Origin of the sequence: Pantoea sp. S62, from assembly GCF_016658625.1 — a bacterium.
GTDB lineage: Bacteria > Pseudomonadota > Gammaproteobacteria > Enterobacterales > Enterobacteriaceae > Pantoea > Pantoea vagans.
Genome location: NZ_JACVVI010000004.1, coordinates 136,441 through 150,827 on the forward strand (window position 1 = coordinate 136,441; position 14,387 = coordinate 150,827).

21 protein-coding genes are annotated in these 14,387 nt (G+C 53.9%); 11 read left to right on the forward strand and 10 right to left on the reverse strand.

The genetic code is table 11. From position 1 onward, the window contains the following. Nucleotides 1-115 precede the first annotated feature (115 nt). On the reverse strand, nt 116-373 hold the full coding sequence (rpmA, locus tag IBT54_RS08245; protein ID WP_003851093.1) for a 50S ribosomal protein L27: 258 nt from the start codon (nt 371-373) through the stop codon (nt 116-118). Nucleotides 374-388: 15 nt separating this feature from the next. After that, the gene (gene rplU / locus IBT54_RS08250; protein ID WP_008925416.1) at nt 389-700 is read right to left on the reverse strand and encodes a 50S ribosomal protein L21; all 312 of its coding nucleotides are present in this window, start codon (nt 698-700) and stop codon (nt 389-391) included. A gap of 256 nt (nt 701-956) precedes the next feature. Between rplU and ispB the strand changes: the two genes are divergently transcribed. Further along, complete coding sequence (gene ispB, locus IBT54_RS08255; protein ID WP_008925415.1) at nt 957-1,928, forward strand: octaprenyl diphosphate synthase; 972 nt, start codon at nt 957-959, stop codon at nt 1,926-1,928. A gap of 237 nt (nt 1,929-2,165) precedes the next feature. Further along, complete coding sequence (locus tag IBT54_RS08260) at nt 2,166-2,450, forward strand: helix-turn-helix transcriptional regulator (protein WP_013359889.1); 285 nt, start codon at nt 2,166-2,168, stop codon at nt 2,448-2,450. Nucleotides 2,451-2,522: 72 nt separating this feature from the next. Here IBT54_RS08260 and murA read toward each other — a convergent pair whose 3' ends face one another. The 8 genes from murA to IBT54_RS08300 all read right to left on the reverse strand — a co-directional run bounded on the left by murA (nt 2,523) and on the right by IBT54_RS08300 (nt 7,558). Then, complete coding sequence (murA, locus tag IBT54_RS08265; RefSeq protein ID WP_013359888.1) at nt 2,523-3,782, reverse strand: UDP-N-acetylglucosamine 1-carboxyvinyltransferase; 1,260 nt, start codon at nt 3,780-3,782, stop codon at nt 2,523-2,525. Nucleotides 3,783-3,849: 67 nt separating this feature from the next. Further along, nucleotides 3,850-4,107, reverse strand: coding sequence for a BolA family iron metabolism protein IbaG (gene ibaG, locus IBT54_RS08270; protein ID WP_003851098.1), 258 nt, complete (start codon nt 4,105-4,107; stop codon nt 3,850-3,852). A 113-nt stretch (nt 4,108-4,220) separates the two neighbouring features. Continuing rightward, nucleotides 4,221-4,526: a lipid asymmetry maintenance protein MlaB gene (gene mlaB / locus IBT54_RS08275; RefSeq protein ID WP_010251883.1), complete on the reverse strand. Its 306-nt coding sequence runs from the start codon at nt 4,524-4,526 to the stop codon at nt 4,221-4,223. Beyond that, a complete protein-coding gene (mlaC, locus tag IBT54_RS08280) occupies nt 4,526-5,161 on the reverse strand; it encodes a phospholipid-binding protein MlaC (protein ID WP_033731285.1) in 636 nt (211 codons plus the stop codon). The genes mlaB and mlaC overlap by 1 nt, the downstream gene beginning before the upstream one ends. Nucleotides 5,162-5,176: 15 nt before the next feature. Then, nucleotides 5,177-5,722: an outer membrane lipid asymmetry maintenance protein MlaD gene (mlaD, locus tag IBT54_RS08285; protein WP_033731989.1), complete on the reverse strand. Its 546-nt coding sequence runs from the start codon at nt 5,720-5,722 to the stop codon at nt 5,177-5,179. 4 nt (nt 5,723-5,726) lie between these two features. Continuing rightward, nucleotides 5,727-6,509 carry a lipid asymmetry maintenance ABC transporter permease subunit MlaE gene (gene mlaE / locus IBT54_RS08290; RefSeq protein WP_033731283.1) on the reverse strand — a complete coding sequence of 261 codons (783 nt, stop codon included), beginning with the start codon at nt 6,507-6,509 and terminating at the stop codon, nt 5,727-5,729. A gap of 4 nt (nt 6,510-6,513) precedes the next feature. Continuing rightward, on the reverse strand, nt 6,514-7,329 hold the full coding sequence (mlaF, locus tag IBT54_RS08295) for a phospholipid ABC transporter ATP-binding protein MlaF (RefSeq protein ID WP_095706325.1): 816 nt from the start codon (nt 7,327-7,329) through the stop codon (nt 6,514-6,516). After that, on the reverse strand, nt 7,301-7,558 hold the full coding sequence (locus IBT54_RS08300; RefSeq protein WP_148707093.1) for a hypothetical protein: 258 nt from the start codon (nt 7,556-7,558) through the stop codon (nt 7,301-7,303). Before IBT54_RS08300 ends, mlaF begins: the two co-directional genes overlap by 29 nt. Here IBT54_RS08300 and IBT54_RS08305 point away from each other — a divergent pair. The 9 genes from IBT54_RS08305 to ptsN all read left to right on the forward strand — a co-directional run bounded on the left by IBT54_RS08305 (nt 7,557) and on the right by ptsN (nt 14,364). Further along, nucleotides 7,557-8,537: a calcium/sodium antiporter gene (locus IBT54_RS08305; RefSeq protein ID WP_033731280.1), complete on the forward strand. Its 981-nt coding sequence runs from the start codon at nt 7,557-7,559 to the stop codon at nt 8,535-8,537. The genes IBT54_RS08300 and IBT54_RS08305 overlap by 2 nt on opposite strands. Nucleotides 8,538-8,553: 16 nt before the next feature. After that, on the forward strand, nt 8,554-9,537 hold the full coding sequence (gene kdsD, locus IBT54_RS08310; RefSeq protein ID WP_013359882.1) for an arabinose-5-phosphate isomerase KdsD: 984 nt from the start codon (nt 8,554-8,556) through the stop codon (nt 9,535-9,537). 13 nt (nt 9,538-9,550) lie between these two features. Further along, nucleotides 9,551-10,117 carry a 3-deoxy-manno-octulosonate-8-phosphatase KdsC gene (gene kdsC / locus IBT54_RS08315; RefSeq protein ID WP_201251993.1) on the forward strand — a complete coding sequence of 189 codons (567 nt, stop codon included), beginning with the start codon at nt 9,551-9,553 and terminating at the stop codon, nt 10,115-10,117. After that, complete coding sequence (lptC, locus tag IBT54_RS08320; RefSeq protein ID WP_013359880.1) at nt 10,114-10,686, forward strand: LPS export ABC transporter periplasmic protein LptC; 573 nt, start codon at nt 10,114-10,116, stop codon at nt 10,684-10,686. Before kdsC ends, lptC begins: the two co-directional genes overlap by 4 nt. Then, nucleotides 10,661-11,212 carry a lipopolysaccharide ABC transporter substrate-binding protein LptA gene (gene lptA, locus IBT54_RS08325; RefSeq protein ID WP_013359879.1) on the forward strand — a complete coding sequence of 184 codons (552 nt, stop codon included), beginning with the start codon at nt 10,661-10,663 and terminating at the stop codon, nt 11,210-11,212. Before lptC ends, lptA begins: the two co-directional genes overlap by 26 nt. Nucleotides 11,213-11,217: 5 nt before the next feature. Next, entirely contained in the window at nt 11,218-11,943 is a 726-nt protein-coding gene (gene lptB / locus IBT54_RS08330; protein WP_009092467.1) for an LPS export ABC transporter ATP-binding protein, read from the forward strand. Between the two features lie 48 nt (nt 11,944-11,991). Further along, entirely contained in the window at nt 11,992-13,425 is a 1,434-nt protein-coding gene (gene rpoN / locus IBT54_RS08335; protein ID WP_033731275.1) for an RNA polymerase factor sigma-54, read from the forward strand. Nucleotides 13,426-13,446: 21 nt separating this feature from the next. Then, the gene (hpf, locus tag IBT54_RS08340; protein WP_013359877.1) at nt 13,447-13,734 is read left to right on the forward strand and encodes a ribosome hibernation promoting factor; all 288 of its coding nucleotides are present in this window, start codon (nt 13,447-13,449) and stop codon (nt 13,732-13,734) included. A gap of 150 nt (nt 13,735-13,884) precedes the next feature. Next, entirely contained in the window at nt 13,885-14,364 is a 480-nt protein-coding gene (ptsN, locus tag IBT54_RS08345) for a PTS IIA-like nitrogen regulatory protein PtsN (RefSeq protein WP_013359876.1), read from the forward strand. The last annotated feature ends 23 nt before the right edge of the window (nt 14,365-14,387 follow it).

Consider the following 14,387-nt stretch of genomic DNA (forward strand, 5'->3'; position numbering starts at 1 on the left):
CTTTTGTGATGCGTCGCTTTTACCGCGACAGACCGCAGAATGTAAAAAGCCCCGCAGGAGCTGCGGGGCCTTCAATTCGTGCGTTCAGACGTCAGACGTCTGCGTCACGACAACCTTACTCAGCAACGATGCTGATGTATTTACGGTTGTTCGGACCTTTAACTTCGAACTGTACTTTACCGTCTGCGGTAGCAAACAGGGTGTGGTCACGACCACAACCTACATTGGTACCGGCGTGGAATTTGGTGCCACGCTGACGAACGATGATGCTACCTGCCAGAACAGATTCGCCACCGAAACGTTTTACACCCAGACGTTTTGCATTGGAGTCACGACCATTTCGAGTCGAACCACCAGCCTTTTTATGTGCCATTTGTCAGATCTCCTCTTACGCCGTGATACCAGTGATTTTCACATCAGTGAACCACTGGCGATGGCCTGCTTGCTTACGGTAGTGCTTACGGCGACGAAACTTAACAATCTTAATTTTCTCGCCACGACCGTGAGCAACAACTTCTGCCTTGATCATTCCGCCTGAAACCAGTGGCGCGCCGATTTTCACGTCTTCGCCATTAGCAATCATCAGAACCTGGTCAAACTCAATCGTTTCACCGGTTGCGATGTCCAGCTTTTCCAGGCGAACGGTCTGACCTTCGCTTACTCGGTGTTGTTTACCACCACTTTGGAAAACCGCGTACATATAAAACTCCGCTTCTGCGCTTGCCTTTTAGTTCATCAGGCGGCGCGCTAAATATTCACAATAGGGCGCGAATTCTACGCAAAACTCCAGAAGAAGACAAGAGCACTTTGCACACTCTTGCAGAAAAAAAACACAGGCTGAATGCAACCGTTTCTCAGGCACAAAATTCAAGTACAATCAGTAACAGATTACCTGAACGCTGGCTGGGTAAACCACTTACCATGGCAGAGATAACGAGTCATAGCTGAAAAGACGAATGAACTTAGAACAGATTAATGAATTAACCGCACAGGATATGGCTGCCGTTAACCAGACCATCCTCGACCAGCTGAATTCGGATGTCTCGCTCATCAACCAGTTGGGCTACTACATCATCAGTGGCGGGGGCAAGCGTATCCGTCCCATGATTGCCGTGCTATCTGCACGTGCCATGGGCTACAAGGGCGACCTGCACGTGACCAATGCGGCGCTGATCGAATTTATCCACACCGCCACGCTGCTGCATGACGATGTCGTGGATGAATCCGATATGCGTCGTGGCAAAGCGACCGCGAACGCGGCGTTTGGCAATGCGGCAAGCGTGCTGGTCGGTGATTTTATTTACACCCGCGCCTTCCAGATGATGACCAGCATGGGGTCGCTGCGTATCCTGGCGCTGATGTCAGAGGCGGTAAACGTGATTGCTGAAGGCGAAGTCCTGCAGCTAATGAACGTCAACGACCCGGACATCACCGAAGAGAGCTACATGCGCGTGATTTACAGTAAGACCGCGCGCCTGTTTGAAGCGGCCTCACAGGCCTCGGCGATACTGGCTGAAGCGACGCCTGAAGAGGAAAAAGCGCTGCAGGATTATGGGCGCTATCTGGGTACCGCTTTCCAGTTAATTGACGATTTGCTGGATTACAGTGCTGACGGCGAGACGCTGGGTAAAAATACCGGCGATGACCTGAGCGAAGGCAAACCGACGCTGCCGCTGCTGCATGCCATGCAGCACGGCTCGCCTGAACAGGCGAAGATGATCCGTGAAGCCATCGAGCAGGGAAATGGCCGCCATCTGCTGGAGCCAGTGCTGGAAGCGATGAATCAGTGTGGTTCGCTGGAATGGACGCGCAGTCGCGCGGAACAGGAAGCGGATAAAGCGATTGAAGCCTTGCGGATTCTGCCTGAATCCCCCTGGCGCAGCGCGCTGGAGTCGCTGGCACACATGTCTGTTCAGCGCGACTTCTGATCCCTCACGGAGCCTGCCGGGCTCCGTTTTTACGACCCTGCTCTCACTTCTTTTTGTTCCCTCTTAGCTATTGCACTCCTGTTGCGTGCCACCACACAGACCAGACGCGGGATCCAAATATTACTGGAAATTAACAGGAAATATTTGCTATAAAATTCTGACTATTTCCAGATAATGGTAAAAGGAAAGCCAGCGTCTCGCTGGATGATGCAATGACAAGGAAAAGGAGAACAGGTTATGCAAAAAATAAAGGAAGACTGGCACCCGGCTGACATTATCGCGGCACTGCATAAGCGTGGTATGACGCTGGCAGCGCTGTCACGCGCAGCAGGCCTGAGTTCATCCACGCTGGCGAATGCACTGACGCGTCCATGGCCCAAAGGTGAATGGCTGATCGCCGACGCGATCAAAGTTCATCCCAGTGAGATCTGGCCCAGCCGCTATTACGATCCCGATACAAACTGCCTGCTGGATCGCAGAAAACGTATCCGGCCGCCTGCCGGCCAGACGGATAACACCTGAGATATCTGGCGATCCTCAGGCGAAAAAAAACCAGCCCCCGCGGGGGCTGGCTATTTCAGCGCATCTGCAGGATTACTCTTCGCTGACGCGCTCGATGTTCGCGCCCATCGCTTTCAGCTTATCTTCGATGTGCTCATAGCCACGATCGATGTGATAAATGCGATCAACGAACGTCGTTCCTTCTGCAATGCAACCTGCCAGAACCAGACTGGCAGACGCACGCAAATCGGTCGCCATCACCTGCGCACCTGACAGGGTTTCAACCCCGTGACAGATCGCCGTGTTGCTCTCAATCTCAGCATGTCCACCCATACGAATCAGTTCCGGGATATGCATGAAACGGTTTTCAAAGATGGTTTCGGTAATCACGCCCGTGCCTTCCGCAACCATGTTTAACAGAGTGAACTGCGCCTGCATATCGGTCGGGAACCCCGGATGCGGTGCGGTGCGCACGTTGACCGCTTTTGGTCGCTTGCCGTGCATATCCAGACTGATCCAGTCTTCACCGGTTTCGATATCGGCACCCGCATCACGCAGCTTCGCCAGCACTGCATCCAGCGTATCGGGCTGAGTTTTGTGACACATCACTTTGCCGCCCGAAATCGCGGCAGCCACCAGGAAGGTACCGGTTTCGATACGATCGGGCAGGACGGTATAAACACCGCCACCCAGGCGCTCTACGCCTTCGATGGTGATTTTATCGCTGCCTGCGCCACTAATTTTAGCGCCCAGGGTGTTAAGGAAGTTGGCGGTATCCACAATTTCCGGCTCGCGGGCCGCATTTTCAATCACGGTAGTACCGGTCGCCAGCGTCGCAGCACTCATGATGGTCACGGTTGCGCCAACGCTGATTTTGTCCATGACAATCAGCGCGCCTTTCAGACGGCCATTGACTGACGCTTTGACATAGCCCTCTTCCAGCTTGATCTCGGCACCCAGCTGTTCCAGACCGGTGATGTGCAGGTCAACCGGACGCGCGCCAATCGCACAGCCACCCGGCAGGGAAACCTGACCCTGACCAAAACGTGCCACCAGCGGGCCCAGCGCCCAGATTGAGGCACGCATGGTTTTAACCAGATCGTAAGGCGCACAAAAGACATCTACCGCGCTGGCATCGACATGCACAGAACCGTTGCGTTCCACCTTCGCACCCAGCTGGCTCAGCAGCTTCATGGTGGTATCAATGTCGCGCAGCTTTGGCACATTCTGGATCTCTACCGGCTCTTCGGCCAGCAGGGCAGCAAACAGAATAGGAAGTGCGGCGTTCTTCGCCCCGGAAATGGTGACTTCACCACTTAAGCGGGTGGGGCCTTGCACACGAAATTTTTCCATTAACACGGCTCTCAATTAACTAGCTAAAAATTGGACTCGCCCACGGCGAGTTCACTACGCTGCGGGATCAGAAACCGTTGAGTTTACGGTCACGCGCCCATTCAGCGGGAGTATAGGTTTTGATAGAGACAGCATGCATGCGGTTATCCGCGATGAATTCCATCAGCGGCGCGTAGACAGCCTGCTGTTTTTTCACGCGGCTCAGTTCGCCAAACAGTTCGCCTACGGCGATCACCTGAAAATGGCTGCCATCGTTGCTCATCACATGAACTTCGTCTAAAGGCAATGCGGCCATCAGCACGGCCTGAATTTCACTGTTTTCCATTGGGCTTAACTTCACTTAATAATAATAAGGCTGACATAGTAGAGGAAAGCGGCTGACTCTTAAATACGCAAAAGCCCCTGTTGAAAACAGGGGCTTACGATAACAACCGGAAATCAGGCGCTTTTATCCGCAGAAACAATAATCTGTTGCAGATTGTAAAGTGTAATCAGCGAGTGCAGTTTGTCACTGATACCCGTAAAGCGTGGCGTAATGCCCTGTGCCCGGGCGATTTCCCGCAGGTGCACCAGCAAAGCGAGACCGGAAGAATCAACACGCTCCAGCGCTGCAACGTCGATGGTATCGACATCTTTAATCAGCGTTTCACGTTGCTGCCACAGGCTCATTAACGTGTCACGATCCAGCTCGCCTTTCAGCAATAGCGTGCTGGCTTCCCGCTCCCAGCGTAACGATTCGTGCATTATTTTTGTTTATCCAGCGTAATTGGCTGTGCCGCAGAGGATTTCAGTTGCGCTGTCAGACCGTCGATACCTTTAGTACGTAACAGATCGCTCCACTCATTTTGTTTGGTGGTGATCATGCTCACGCCTTCGGCAATCATATCATAAGCCTGCCAGTTACCAGTCTGGCTGTTTTTACGCCACTGGAAGTCGAGACGAACTGGTGGGCGGCCATTAGGATCGATGATGGAGACCCGAATAGCGACAATCTGGGCATCGCCCAACGGCTGCTCAGGCTGAATCTGGTAGCTCTGACCGTTATAGAGTGCCAGTGCCTGACCATAGGCCTGTGCCAGATAGTCACCAAAGGCGCTGAAGTAGGCTTCACGCTGCGCCGGGGTCGAATCACGATAGTAGCGGCCCAGCACTAACGCGCCCGCGTATTTGATCTGTACATAGGGCAGCAGCTCCTGACGCACAATCTGACGCAGGTAGTTTGGGTCCTGCTTGATTTTCGGCTGCTCATTTTTAAGACGGGTAAACGTCTTTTCCGCCGCTTCGTTCATCAGCTTGTAGGGATTGCTCTGATCGGCTGCTGTCGCCGTCAGTGGTACGGCAACCACCAGCATGGCAATCATCAGTAAACGTTTAAACATGGTATACCCTCTTCTTTAAGGTTGAGCCGGTGCCGCAGGCGCAGCACTGTCGCCTTCCTGCGCATCCTTGTTGTCACTGTTTTGCTTGTTATCGCCGCTCTTATAAAGGAACTGGCCAATCAGGTCTTCGAGCACCATCGCTGACTTGGTATCGCGCAGCGTATCGCCATCTTTCAGCATCGCCGAACCGAGTTCAGGATCGTCAAAGCCTAAGTTGAGCGCCAGGAACTGCTCACCCAGCAGTCCCTGCGTGCGAATCGCCAGCGAGCTGGTGTCTGAAATTTTATTCGCATACTGATCGCTGATCTCCATCGTGACACGTGGCAGCAGCGTTTTCGGTTCAAGCTCAATGTCCGTTACCCGGCCAATCACCACACCGCCGATTTTGACCGGCGAACTGGCTTTCAGGCCGCCGATATTGTCAAACGTGGCGTAGAGTTTCCATGTTGGCTCTGTGCCCATCGACTTTAAATCGGCGACGCGCAGACAGAGAAACAATGCGGCGATCAACGCCATAATCATAAAAATGCCAACCCAGATTTCGCTTTTTTTGCTTTGCATTGCATCAATTCCCAAACATCAGTGCTGTCAGCACAAAATCCAACCCGAGCACCGCCAGTGAAGCATGTACTACGGTACGCGTTGTCGCGCGACTGATCCCTTCAGAAGTGGGAATCGCGTCATAGCCATTAAAAAGAGCAATCCAGGTAACCGTCACGGCAAAGACGGCGCTTTTGATGATGCAGTTAACAACGTCGGTGCGGAAATCGACCGCGTTCTGCATGGCTGACCAGAAGAAACCAGGATCGATTCCCTTCCAGCTCACGCCAACCAGGGCACCGCCAGCAATGCCTACCGCGGTAAAGATCAGTGCGAGTAGCGGCATACTGATAAAACCGGCCCAGAAGCGCGGCGAAACGACGCGACGCAACGGATCCACCGCCATCATCTCCATACTGGAGAGCTGTTCAGTGGCTTTCATCAGACCGATTTCAGCCGTGAGGGCCGAGCCTGCCCGTCCGGCAAACAGCAGCGCGGTCACGACCGGCCCCAGCTCACGCAGCAACGACAGCGCCACCAGCATGCCCAGACTGGTTTCAGCACCGTAAGTGGTCAGTACCAGATAACCCTGCAGTCCCAGTACCATGCCGATAAACAGGCCCGACACCACAATAATCAGTAACGACAACACGCCAACACTATAGAGCTGTTTAATCAGTAGCGGCGAGTGTCTGCGGAACGCGGGTTTTCCTACCAGCGCGTGAAACAGCATTAATCCTGCGCGTCCAAAACTGGCGCACGTTTCAATTCCCTGACGACCGAATGACGCCAGCGCCTTCAAGACCATCTGTTTAGTTACTCCCTGAGCCGGTTAAATCAGCGAGATAGTCGCCGGCAGGAAAACGGAAGGGAACCGGACCATCCGCATCGCCATCAATAAACTGGCGGACGCGCGGGTCGTTATTCTCTCGCAGTTCCGGCGTGGTGCCGTGTGCGATAATTTTTTGTCCGGCCACGATATAGGCATAGTCCGCAATACTCAGTACTTCCGGTACGTCGTGCGAGACCACAATACAGGTCAGGCCCAGAGCATGGTTCAGTTCATCAATGAGTTTGACCAGCACACCCATGGTGATGGGATCCTGACCGACAAAAGGCTCATCGAACATGATCAGTTCCGGCTCAAGCGCAATCGCGCGCGCCAGCGCCACACGACGCGCCATTCCGCCCGACAGCTCAGCCGGTTTCAGTTGAGCTGCGCCACGCAGCCCCACGGCTTCCAGCTTCATTAATACCGTGCTGTGCAGAATAGGTGCGGGAAGACGGGTATGTTCACGCAGCGGCCAGGCGACATTTTCATAGACCGTTAAGTCAGTAAATAGCGCGCCAGACTGGAACAGCATGCTCATCTTCTTGCGCGCTTCATACAATTTAGCGCGCGACAATGACGGAATGTTTTCGCCACGGAAAAAGATGTCACCGCGAGTCGGCTGAAGTTGCCCCCCAATCAAGCGTAGCAGAGTGGTTTTCCCTATCCCCGACGGTCCCATTATCGCCGTCACTTTGCCTTTCGGCACGGTCAGCGAAATGTCGTCGAAGATGGTGCGATCTCCGCGCGAAAAACTCACGCCACGAACCTCAACCAGATTCGTTTGCTGCTGGATCATTATTACCTCTTGTAAGGATCGGGCGTAAACATGGGGTACGATGGTAGCCTGTTCGGTCCTGATTCACGATAGCTTTACAGAAACTTACCGCTAAGATTTGGCGAAAATGGTCATTAAATTTACTTTTGCCGTTCAGACGGTCAAAATCAGCGGCTGTCTCGCCAAACAGAACCTTAAACCGGTCGGTAAAGGCATTGCCGGCCCGGGTTTTTACGCAAGGATTTTTCATGTTCGTAGCTTCTGCACTGCTGATCATCGGTTTGCTTTTACTGGCATATGGTGCCGATCGTCTGGTGTTTAGCGCCTCTATATTGTGTCGATCCTTTGGCATTCCGCCGCTGATCATTGGCATGACCGTTGTCAGCATCGGCACCTCGCTGCCAGAAATGATCCTCTCCTTTTCCGCGGCCCAGCATGGCCAGATGGATTTGGCTGTTGGCACCGCGCTCGGCTCGAATATTACCAACATTTTACTCATTTTGGGTGCCGCTGCGCTAATGCATCCACTCAGCGTCCATTCTAATCTGATACGCCGTGAACTGCCGTTGATGTTGCTGGTTACCCTGCTCAGCGGATTCATGCTGTTTGACAATCAGCTTAGTCGACTGGATGGAATTGGCCTGATTGCCATCGCCGCTATTTATCTGATGGTGGTGATTCGCATTGCGCGTAAAGCAGAACGGGACAACAACGACACCCTGACCCGCGAGCAGCTGGCCGAGCTGCCCCGTGAAGAGAGCGGAAACACGGTGGCCTTTCTTTGGCTGGCCGTCGCGCTGATAATTCTGCCGATGTCGACCCGGATGGTGATCGACAATGCCACCGCCTTTGCTGACTACTTTGGCGTCAGCGAACTGGTAATGGGCCTGACGCTCATCGCCGTAGGCACCAGCCTGCCTGAACTGGCGACGGTGATTGCCGGGGCGCTGAAAGGTGAAGATGATATCGCGATCGGCAATCTGATCGGTGCCAACATTTATAATATTGCCATCGTGCTGGGCCTGCCGGCGCTGATTCACCCCGGCAGTATCGACTATCACGCCTTTGCCCGTGATTACTGGGTGATGCTGGGCGTCAGCGTGCTGTTTGCCCTGCTCTGCCTGCTGCGTCGCCGACGCGTTGGCCGCATCGCCGGCCTGATTTTACTCTGTGGTTTCTTCGTCTGGGTGACGCTGCTGTGGATGCAGCCGGCATTCATGGACGGCTAACAAGGACAGACTCACTATGTCATATCAGCAACCAACAGCATTTGATTTTCAGCAGGCGGGGAAAACCGTCCTGCGCATCGAGCGTGAAGGACTGGAACAGCTCGATCAATATATTAATGACGATTTCGCCCGCGCCTGCGCCCTGATCTACGCCTGTCAGGGTAAAGTGGTCGTGATGGGCATGGGTAAGTCTGGTCATATCGGCAAAAAAATGGCGGCGACCTTTGCCAGTACCGGTACGCCAGCCTTTTTTGTTCATCCGGCCGAAGCCAGCCATGGCGACCTGGGCATGGTGAGCAAAAATGATGTGGTGATTGCCATCTCTAACAGCGGTGAGTCGAATGAAATCCTCGCGCTGATTCCGGTGTTAAAACGTCAGCACATTGCGCTGATCTGCATGACAGGACGGCCTGACAGCGCGATGGGCCGGGTTGCCGATGTGCATCTGTGTGTCCATGTTCCGCAGGAAGCCTGCCCGTTAGGCCTTGCGCCAACCACCAGTACCACAGCCACACTGGTGATGGGCGATGCGCTGGCGGTTTCGCTGCTGGAAGCACGTGGATTCACGGCGGAAGATTTCGCCCTCTCCCACCCTGGCGGTGCGCTGGGCCGCAAACTGCTGCTGCATGTAGCGGATATCATGCACAGCGGCGATGAGCTGCCGCACGTCACCCGTGACGCCTCACTGCGTGATGCGCTGCTGGAGATTACCCGCAAAAATCTGGGCCTGACGGTCATCGTCGACGGTCTGATGAAAATTGAAGGTATCTTTACCGATGGTGACCTGCGCCGCATCTTTGATATGGGCATCGATTTTCAGCGCGCCACCATCGGGGAAGTGATGACGCCAGGTGGCATCCGCGTCCGGCCAAATATGCTGGCGGTTGAAGCCCTGAACCTGATGCAGACCAAAAACATTACCTCGATTCTGGTGGCCGATGACGACCATCTGCTCGGTGTGGTACATATGCATGACATGCTGCGCGCTGGCGTAGTCTGAACAGGAAAAAAAAATGCAACAGGTAACGCCCACGATTGACACCTGCTATGGACCGATCAGTGCTGACGTCATGGCGCGCGCCAGCAACATTCGTCTGCTGATCTGCGACGTCGATGGCGTCATGTCCGACGGGGTGATCTACATGGGAAACAAGGGTGAAGAGCTGAAATCCTTCAACGTGCGGGATGGTTACGGTGTACGCTGTTTGCTGACCGCCGATGTGGAAGTGGCTATTATTACTGGCCGCAATGCCCGTCTGATGGAAGATCGCTGCAAAACGCTCGGCATCCGCCATCTTTATCAGGGACAATCGGATAAGCTTTTGGCCTATCGTGAACTTCTGGATAAACTGTCTCTCTCTGATGATCAGGTCGCCTATATCGGTGACGACCTGATCGACTGGCCGGTGATGGCGAAAGTGGGATTAAGCGTGGCGGTAGCGGATGCACATCCGATCCTGTTGCCGCGCGCGCAGTATGTTACGCGGATTGCGGGTGGACGCGGCGCGGTACGCGAAGTATGTGACCTGATCTTAATGGCGCAGAACAAATTTGAGGATGCCAAAGGGCAATCAGTATGAGTAAAAGCAGGCGTTGGATAACGCTGATTCTGACCTTGATTGCACTGGTTTTGATCGGCTGGAATCTTACCAACCAGGATGGCGATGGCACGCCAGTCGGGACGGATAGTCAGTCGCCGACCTATACCAGTGATGATTCTCACACTGTGGTGTATAACCCGCAGGGCGCGCTGTCCTATAAACTGGTCTCTGACAAAGTGACCTATTTCTCGGATGACGAGCTGAGCTGGTTCGACAATCCGGTAATGACCACCTTTGATGAGAATAAAATTCCTACCTGGACGTTACGCGCAGATAAAGCAAAGCTCACCAAAGATCGTATGCTTTATCTGTATGGCCATGTTGAGCTGAATACGCTGACGCAGGATTCCCAGCTTGAGCGGATCAAAACCGATAATGCACAGATTAACCTTGTCACTCAGGACGTTACCTCTGATGACCAGGTGACATTGTATGGCCGCAGCTTTAACTCCACCGGCATGAAAATGCGCGGCAATTTACGGACAAAAAACGCCGAGTTAATCGAGAAGGTCAAAACCTCTTATGAAATTCAAAATGAACAAAAATAGCCTGAAGATTTTACTGGCCAGCATGTTACTGGCAACCAGCGTTCCGGCGCTGGCCCTGACCGGTGACTCGGACAAACCCGTCAATATTGACTCGCAGAATCAGGCGCTGGATTTGCAGGGCAATGTCGCGACCTTTACCGGCAATGTCATCGTGACGCAGGGCTCTATCAAAATCACGGCCGATAAAGTCGTGGTGACCCGTCCGGGCGGCGACAGCAAGAAAACCATCGTTGACGCCTACGGTAATCCCGCCACTTTCTATCAGATGCAGGACAGCGGCAAGCCGGTTCAGGGCCATGCCGCTAAACTGCACTACGAACTGGCCAACGATTTCGTTGAACTGACCGGCAATGCGTTCATTGAGCAGCAGGACAGCAACATCAAAGGCGATCGTATTACCTATCTGGTGAAAGAGCAGAAAATGCAGGCTTACAGCCAGGGCCAGAACAAGCGCGTCACGACCGTACTGGTGCCGTCGCAACTTCAGGATAAAGGTTCGTCCAACAGCGGAAAGAAGAGTAACTGATAGCTATGGCCACATTAATCGCAGAAAACCTGGCGAAGGCATATAAAGGCCGTCGCGTGGTAGAAGATGTCAGCCTGCAGGTAAAATCCGGCGAGATTGTCGGCCTGCTGGGTCCGAACGGAGCCGGTAAAACCACCACCTTTTACATGGTGGTGGGCATTGTGCCGCGTGACGCTGGCCGCATTGTCATTGATGATGAAGACATCAGTATCCTGCCGCTGCATGCGCGTGCGCGTCGCGGCATCGGTTATCTGCCGCAGGAGGCATCGATCTTCCGTCGCCTCAGCGTCTACGATAACCTGATGGCGGTACTGCAGATCCGTGATGACCTCACCGAAGAGCAACGCCAGGATCGCGCCCGTGAGCTGATGGAAGAGTTCCACATCGAGCACCTGCGTGACAGCATGGGTCAGGCACTGTCGGGTGGTGAACGACGTCGTGTTGAGATTGCCCGCGCGCTGGCTGCCAATCCTAAGTTTATTCTGCTGGATGAACCTTTTGCCGGTGTTGACCCTATTTCCGTTATCGACATCAAGAAGATCATTGAGCATCTGCGTGACAGCGGCCTCGGCGTTTTGATTACCGACCATAACGTGCGCGAAACGTTAGCGGTCTGTGAGCGGGCCTATATCGTCAGCCAGGGCCACCTGATTGCGCATGGTACACCCAATGAAATTCTTGCGGATGAGCAGGTTAAGCGGGTTTATTTGGGTGAAGAGTTCAGACTCTGATAAGGTGTCGTTAATACCGATGTTTACCTGGGAACTACCATCCTGTCTATGAAGCAAGGTTTACAACTCAGGTTCAGCCAACAGCTGGCAATGACTCCACAGTTGCAGCAGGCGATTCGTCTGCTGCAACTCTCCACGCTTGAACTCCAGCAGGAGTTACAGCTTGCACTGGAAAGTAATCCCCTGCTTGAGCAGACCGATCTGCATGACGAGATTGACTCCCGGGAATCGTCAGAAGCCGAAGCGCTGGATACCCGTGAAGCGCTTGAGCAGAAAGAGATGCCTGATGAGCTGCCGCTGGATGCCACCTGGGATGAAATCTACACCGCTGGCACCCCTTCCGGCACCGGTACCGATTATCAGGATGATGAGTTGCCGGTCTATCAGGGCGAAACCACGCAGTCACTGCAGGATTACCTGATGTGGCAGGTCGAATTGACGCCTTTCAGCGATACCGACCGCGCGATTGCGACCTCTATCGTCGATGCTATCGATGACACCGGATATCTCACCGTCTCGCTTGAGGAGATCCTCGACAGCATCGGCAATGATGAGCTTGAAGCGGATGAGGTTGAGGCGGTGCTGAAACGCATCCAGCGCTTTGACCCGATCGGTGTGGGCGCACGTGATTTGCGTGACTGTCTGCTGGTTCAGCTCTCCCAGTATGCGCCAGAAACGCCGATGCTGACTGAAGCACGCCTGATTGTCAGCGAACATCTCGACCTGCTGGCCAATCACGACTTCCGTAGCCTGATGCGCGTCACGCGCCTCAAAGAAGAGGTGCTGAAAGAGGCGATGCTGCTGATTCAGTCGCTGGACCCGCGGCCGGGTCAGTCCATCAACACCGGCGAGCCGGAATATGTTATCCCCGATGTGCTGGTGCGTAAGGTCGGCAACCGCTGGACGGTTGAGCTCAATGCCGACAGCGTGCCTCGTCTGAAAATCAACCAGCACTATGCGGCAATGGGCGGTGCAACGCGCAATGACAGCGACAGCCAGTTCATTCGCAGTAATCTGCAGGAAGCGCGCTGGCTGATTAAGAGTCTGGAAAGCCGCAATGACACGCTGCTTAAAGTCACGCGCTGTATCGTTGAGCAGCAGCAGGCGTTCTTTGAGCAGGGTGAAGAATTTATGCGTCCGATGGTGCTGGCCGATATCGCCCAGGCTGTTGAGATGCACGAATCGACCATTTCCCGTGTGACCACGCAGAAATATCTGCACAGCCCGCGTGGCATTTTTGAACTGAAGTACTTTTTCTCCAGCCACGTTAATACGGAAGGTGGCGGTGAAGCCTCCTCTACCGCGATCCGTGCTCTGGTGAAGAAATTAATTTCGGCGGAAAATCCAGCCAAACCCTTGAGCGACAGTAAACTGACCTCCATGTTATCTGATCAGGGGATCATGGTGGCACGGCGTACCGTCGCCAAATATCGTGAGTCTTTATCCATCCCGCCATCGAACCAGCGTAAACAGCTGGTTTGAAAGAAATGAGAAGGAAGACCTATGCAGCTGAACCTGACCGGGCAACATGTTGAAATCACGCCACCTTTACGTGAATTCGTCAGCGGTAAATTTGCCAAACTGGAACACTATTTTGAACATATCAATCAGGTCTATATTGTCCTGAAGGTTGAGAAAGTCACGCAGGTGGCTGACGCAACACTCCACGTGAACGGTGGCGAGCTGCACGCCACGTCGGAAGCGGAAGATATGTATGCGGCAATTGACGGGCTGATCGATAAACTGGCCCGTCAGCTGACCAAACACAAAGATAAACTGAAAAAACACTAACCTTCACGCTAGCTACGCGCGCCTGCCGCGCAGAGCCGACAGGATGGGGCGGATAATCCGCCCCGTTTTGTCATCTGAGCAAGCGCCGTTTGTCGCACATATCAGCGCGCTGGTGGTGAATGGCCTGGTGAACACGCAAGTGAAACGATAATGAACAACGACCTTACACTGGAATTGAGCACAGTGCTTTCGCCAGACTGCACCCGCAGCGGCGTACACTGCCAGAGCAAAAAACGTGCGCTGGAAATCATCAGCGAACTGGCCGCTAAGCAGCTCAACCTGCCGCACCAGACGCTTTTCGAAGCGATTCTGACCCGCGAACGCATGGGCAGTACCGGTATTGGTAACGGAATAGCCATTCCTCACGGCAAGCTGGAAGAGGATACGCTGCGTGCGGTTGGGGTATTTATCAGCCTCGAGCAGCCGATTGCGTTTGATGCCGTCGACAACCAGCCGGTCGACCTACTGTTTGCATTGCTGGTTCCGGCTGACCAGTGCAAAACACACCTGCACACCCTTTCACTGGTGGCAAAACGTCTGGCAGATAAAACGGTTTGCCGTCGCCTGCGTGCTGCGCAGAGTGATGAAGAACTCTATGCCATTATTACGGAAGTCCAGACAGAGCAGTAACGCGTCTTTACCGGCCCGGTGCC

Excerpts from the sequence above, each read along its gene's own strand:
- IBT54_RS08260 (WP_013359889.1), top strand. The coding sequence starts at position 2,166 with ATGCAAAAAATAAAGGAAGACTGGCACCCGGCTGACATTATCGCGGCA.
- mlaE (WP_033731283.1), bottom strand. The coding sequence starts at position 6,509 with ATGGTCTTGAAGGCGCTGGCGTCATTCGGTCGTCAGGGAATTGAAACG.
- mlaB (WP_010251883.1), bottom strand. The coding sequence starts at position 4,526 with ATGCACGAATCGTTACGCTGGGAGCGGGAAGCCAGCACGCTATTGCTG.
- ptsN (WP_013359876.1), top strand. The coding sequence starts at position 13,885 with ATGAACAACGACCTTACACTGGAATTGAGCACAGTGCTTTCGCCAGAC.
- IBT54_RS08305 (WP_033731280.1), top strand. The coding sequence starts at position 7,557 with ATGTTCGTAGCTTCTGCACTGCTGATCATCGGTTTGCTTTTACTGGCA.
- rpoN (WP_033731275.1), top strand. The coding sequence starts at position 11,992 with ATGAAGCAAGGTTTACAACTCAGGTTCAGCCAACAGCTGGCAATGACT.
- kdsC (WP_201251993.1), top strand. The coding sequence starts at position 9,551 with ATGCAACAGGTAACGCCCACGATTGACACCTGCTATGGACCGATCAGT.
- lptA (WP_013359879.1), top strand. The coding sequence starts at position 10,661 with ATGAAATTCAAAATGAACAAAAATAGCCTGAAGATTTTACTGGCCAGC.
- ispB (WP_008925415.1), top strand. The coding sequence starts at position 957 with ATGAACTTAGAACAGATTAATGAATTAACCGCACAGGATATGGCTGCC.
- lptB (WP_009092467.1), top strand. The coding sequence starts at position 11,218 with ATGGCCACATTAATCGCAGAAAACCTGGCGAAGGCATATAAAGGCCGT.
- lptC (WP_013359880.1), top strand. The coding sequence starts at position 10,114 with ATGAGTAAAAGCAGGCGTTGGATAACGCTGATTCTGACCTTGATTGCA.
- ibaG (WP_003851098.1), bottom strand. The coding sequence starts at position 4,107 with ATGGAAAACAGTGAAATTCAGGCCGTGCTGATGGCCGCATTGCCTTTA.
- IBT54_RS08300 (WP_148707093.1), bottom strand. The coding sequence starts at position 7,558 with ATGAAAAATCCTTGCGTAAAAACCCGGGCCGGCAATGCCTTTACCGAC.
- rpmA (WP_003851093.1), bottom strand. The coding sequence starts at position 373 with ATGGCACATAAAAAGGCTGGTGGTTCGACTCGAAATGGTCGTGACTCC.
- mlaD (WP_033731989.1), bottom strand. The coding sequence starts at position 5,722 with ATGCAAAGCAAAAAAAGCGAAATCTGGGTTGGCATTTTTATGATTATG.
- mlaC (WP_033731285.1), bottom strand. The coding sequence starts at position 5,161 with ATGTTTAAACGTTTACTGATGATTGCCATGCTGGTGGTTGCCGTACCA.
- hpf (WP_013359877.1), top strand. The coding sequence starts at position 13,447 with ATGCAGCTGAACCTGACCGGGCAACATGTTGAAATCACGCCACCTTTA.
- kdsD (WP_013359882.1), top strand. The coding sequence starts at position 8,554 with ATGTCATATCAGCAACCAACAGCATTTGATTTTCAGCAGGCGGGGAAA.
- rplU (WP_008925416.1), bottom strand. The coding sequence starts at position 700 with ATGTACGCGGTTTTCCAAAGTGGTGGTAAACAACACCGAGTAAGCGAA.
- mlaF (WP_095706325.1), bottom strand. The coding sequence starts at position 7,329 with ATGATCCAGCAGCAAACGAATCTGGTTGAGGTTCGTGGCGTGAGTTTT.
- murA (WP_013359888.1), bottom strand. The coding sequence starts at position 3,782 with ATGGAAAAATTTCGTGTGCAAGGCCCCACCCGCTTAAGTGGTGAAGTC.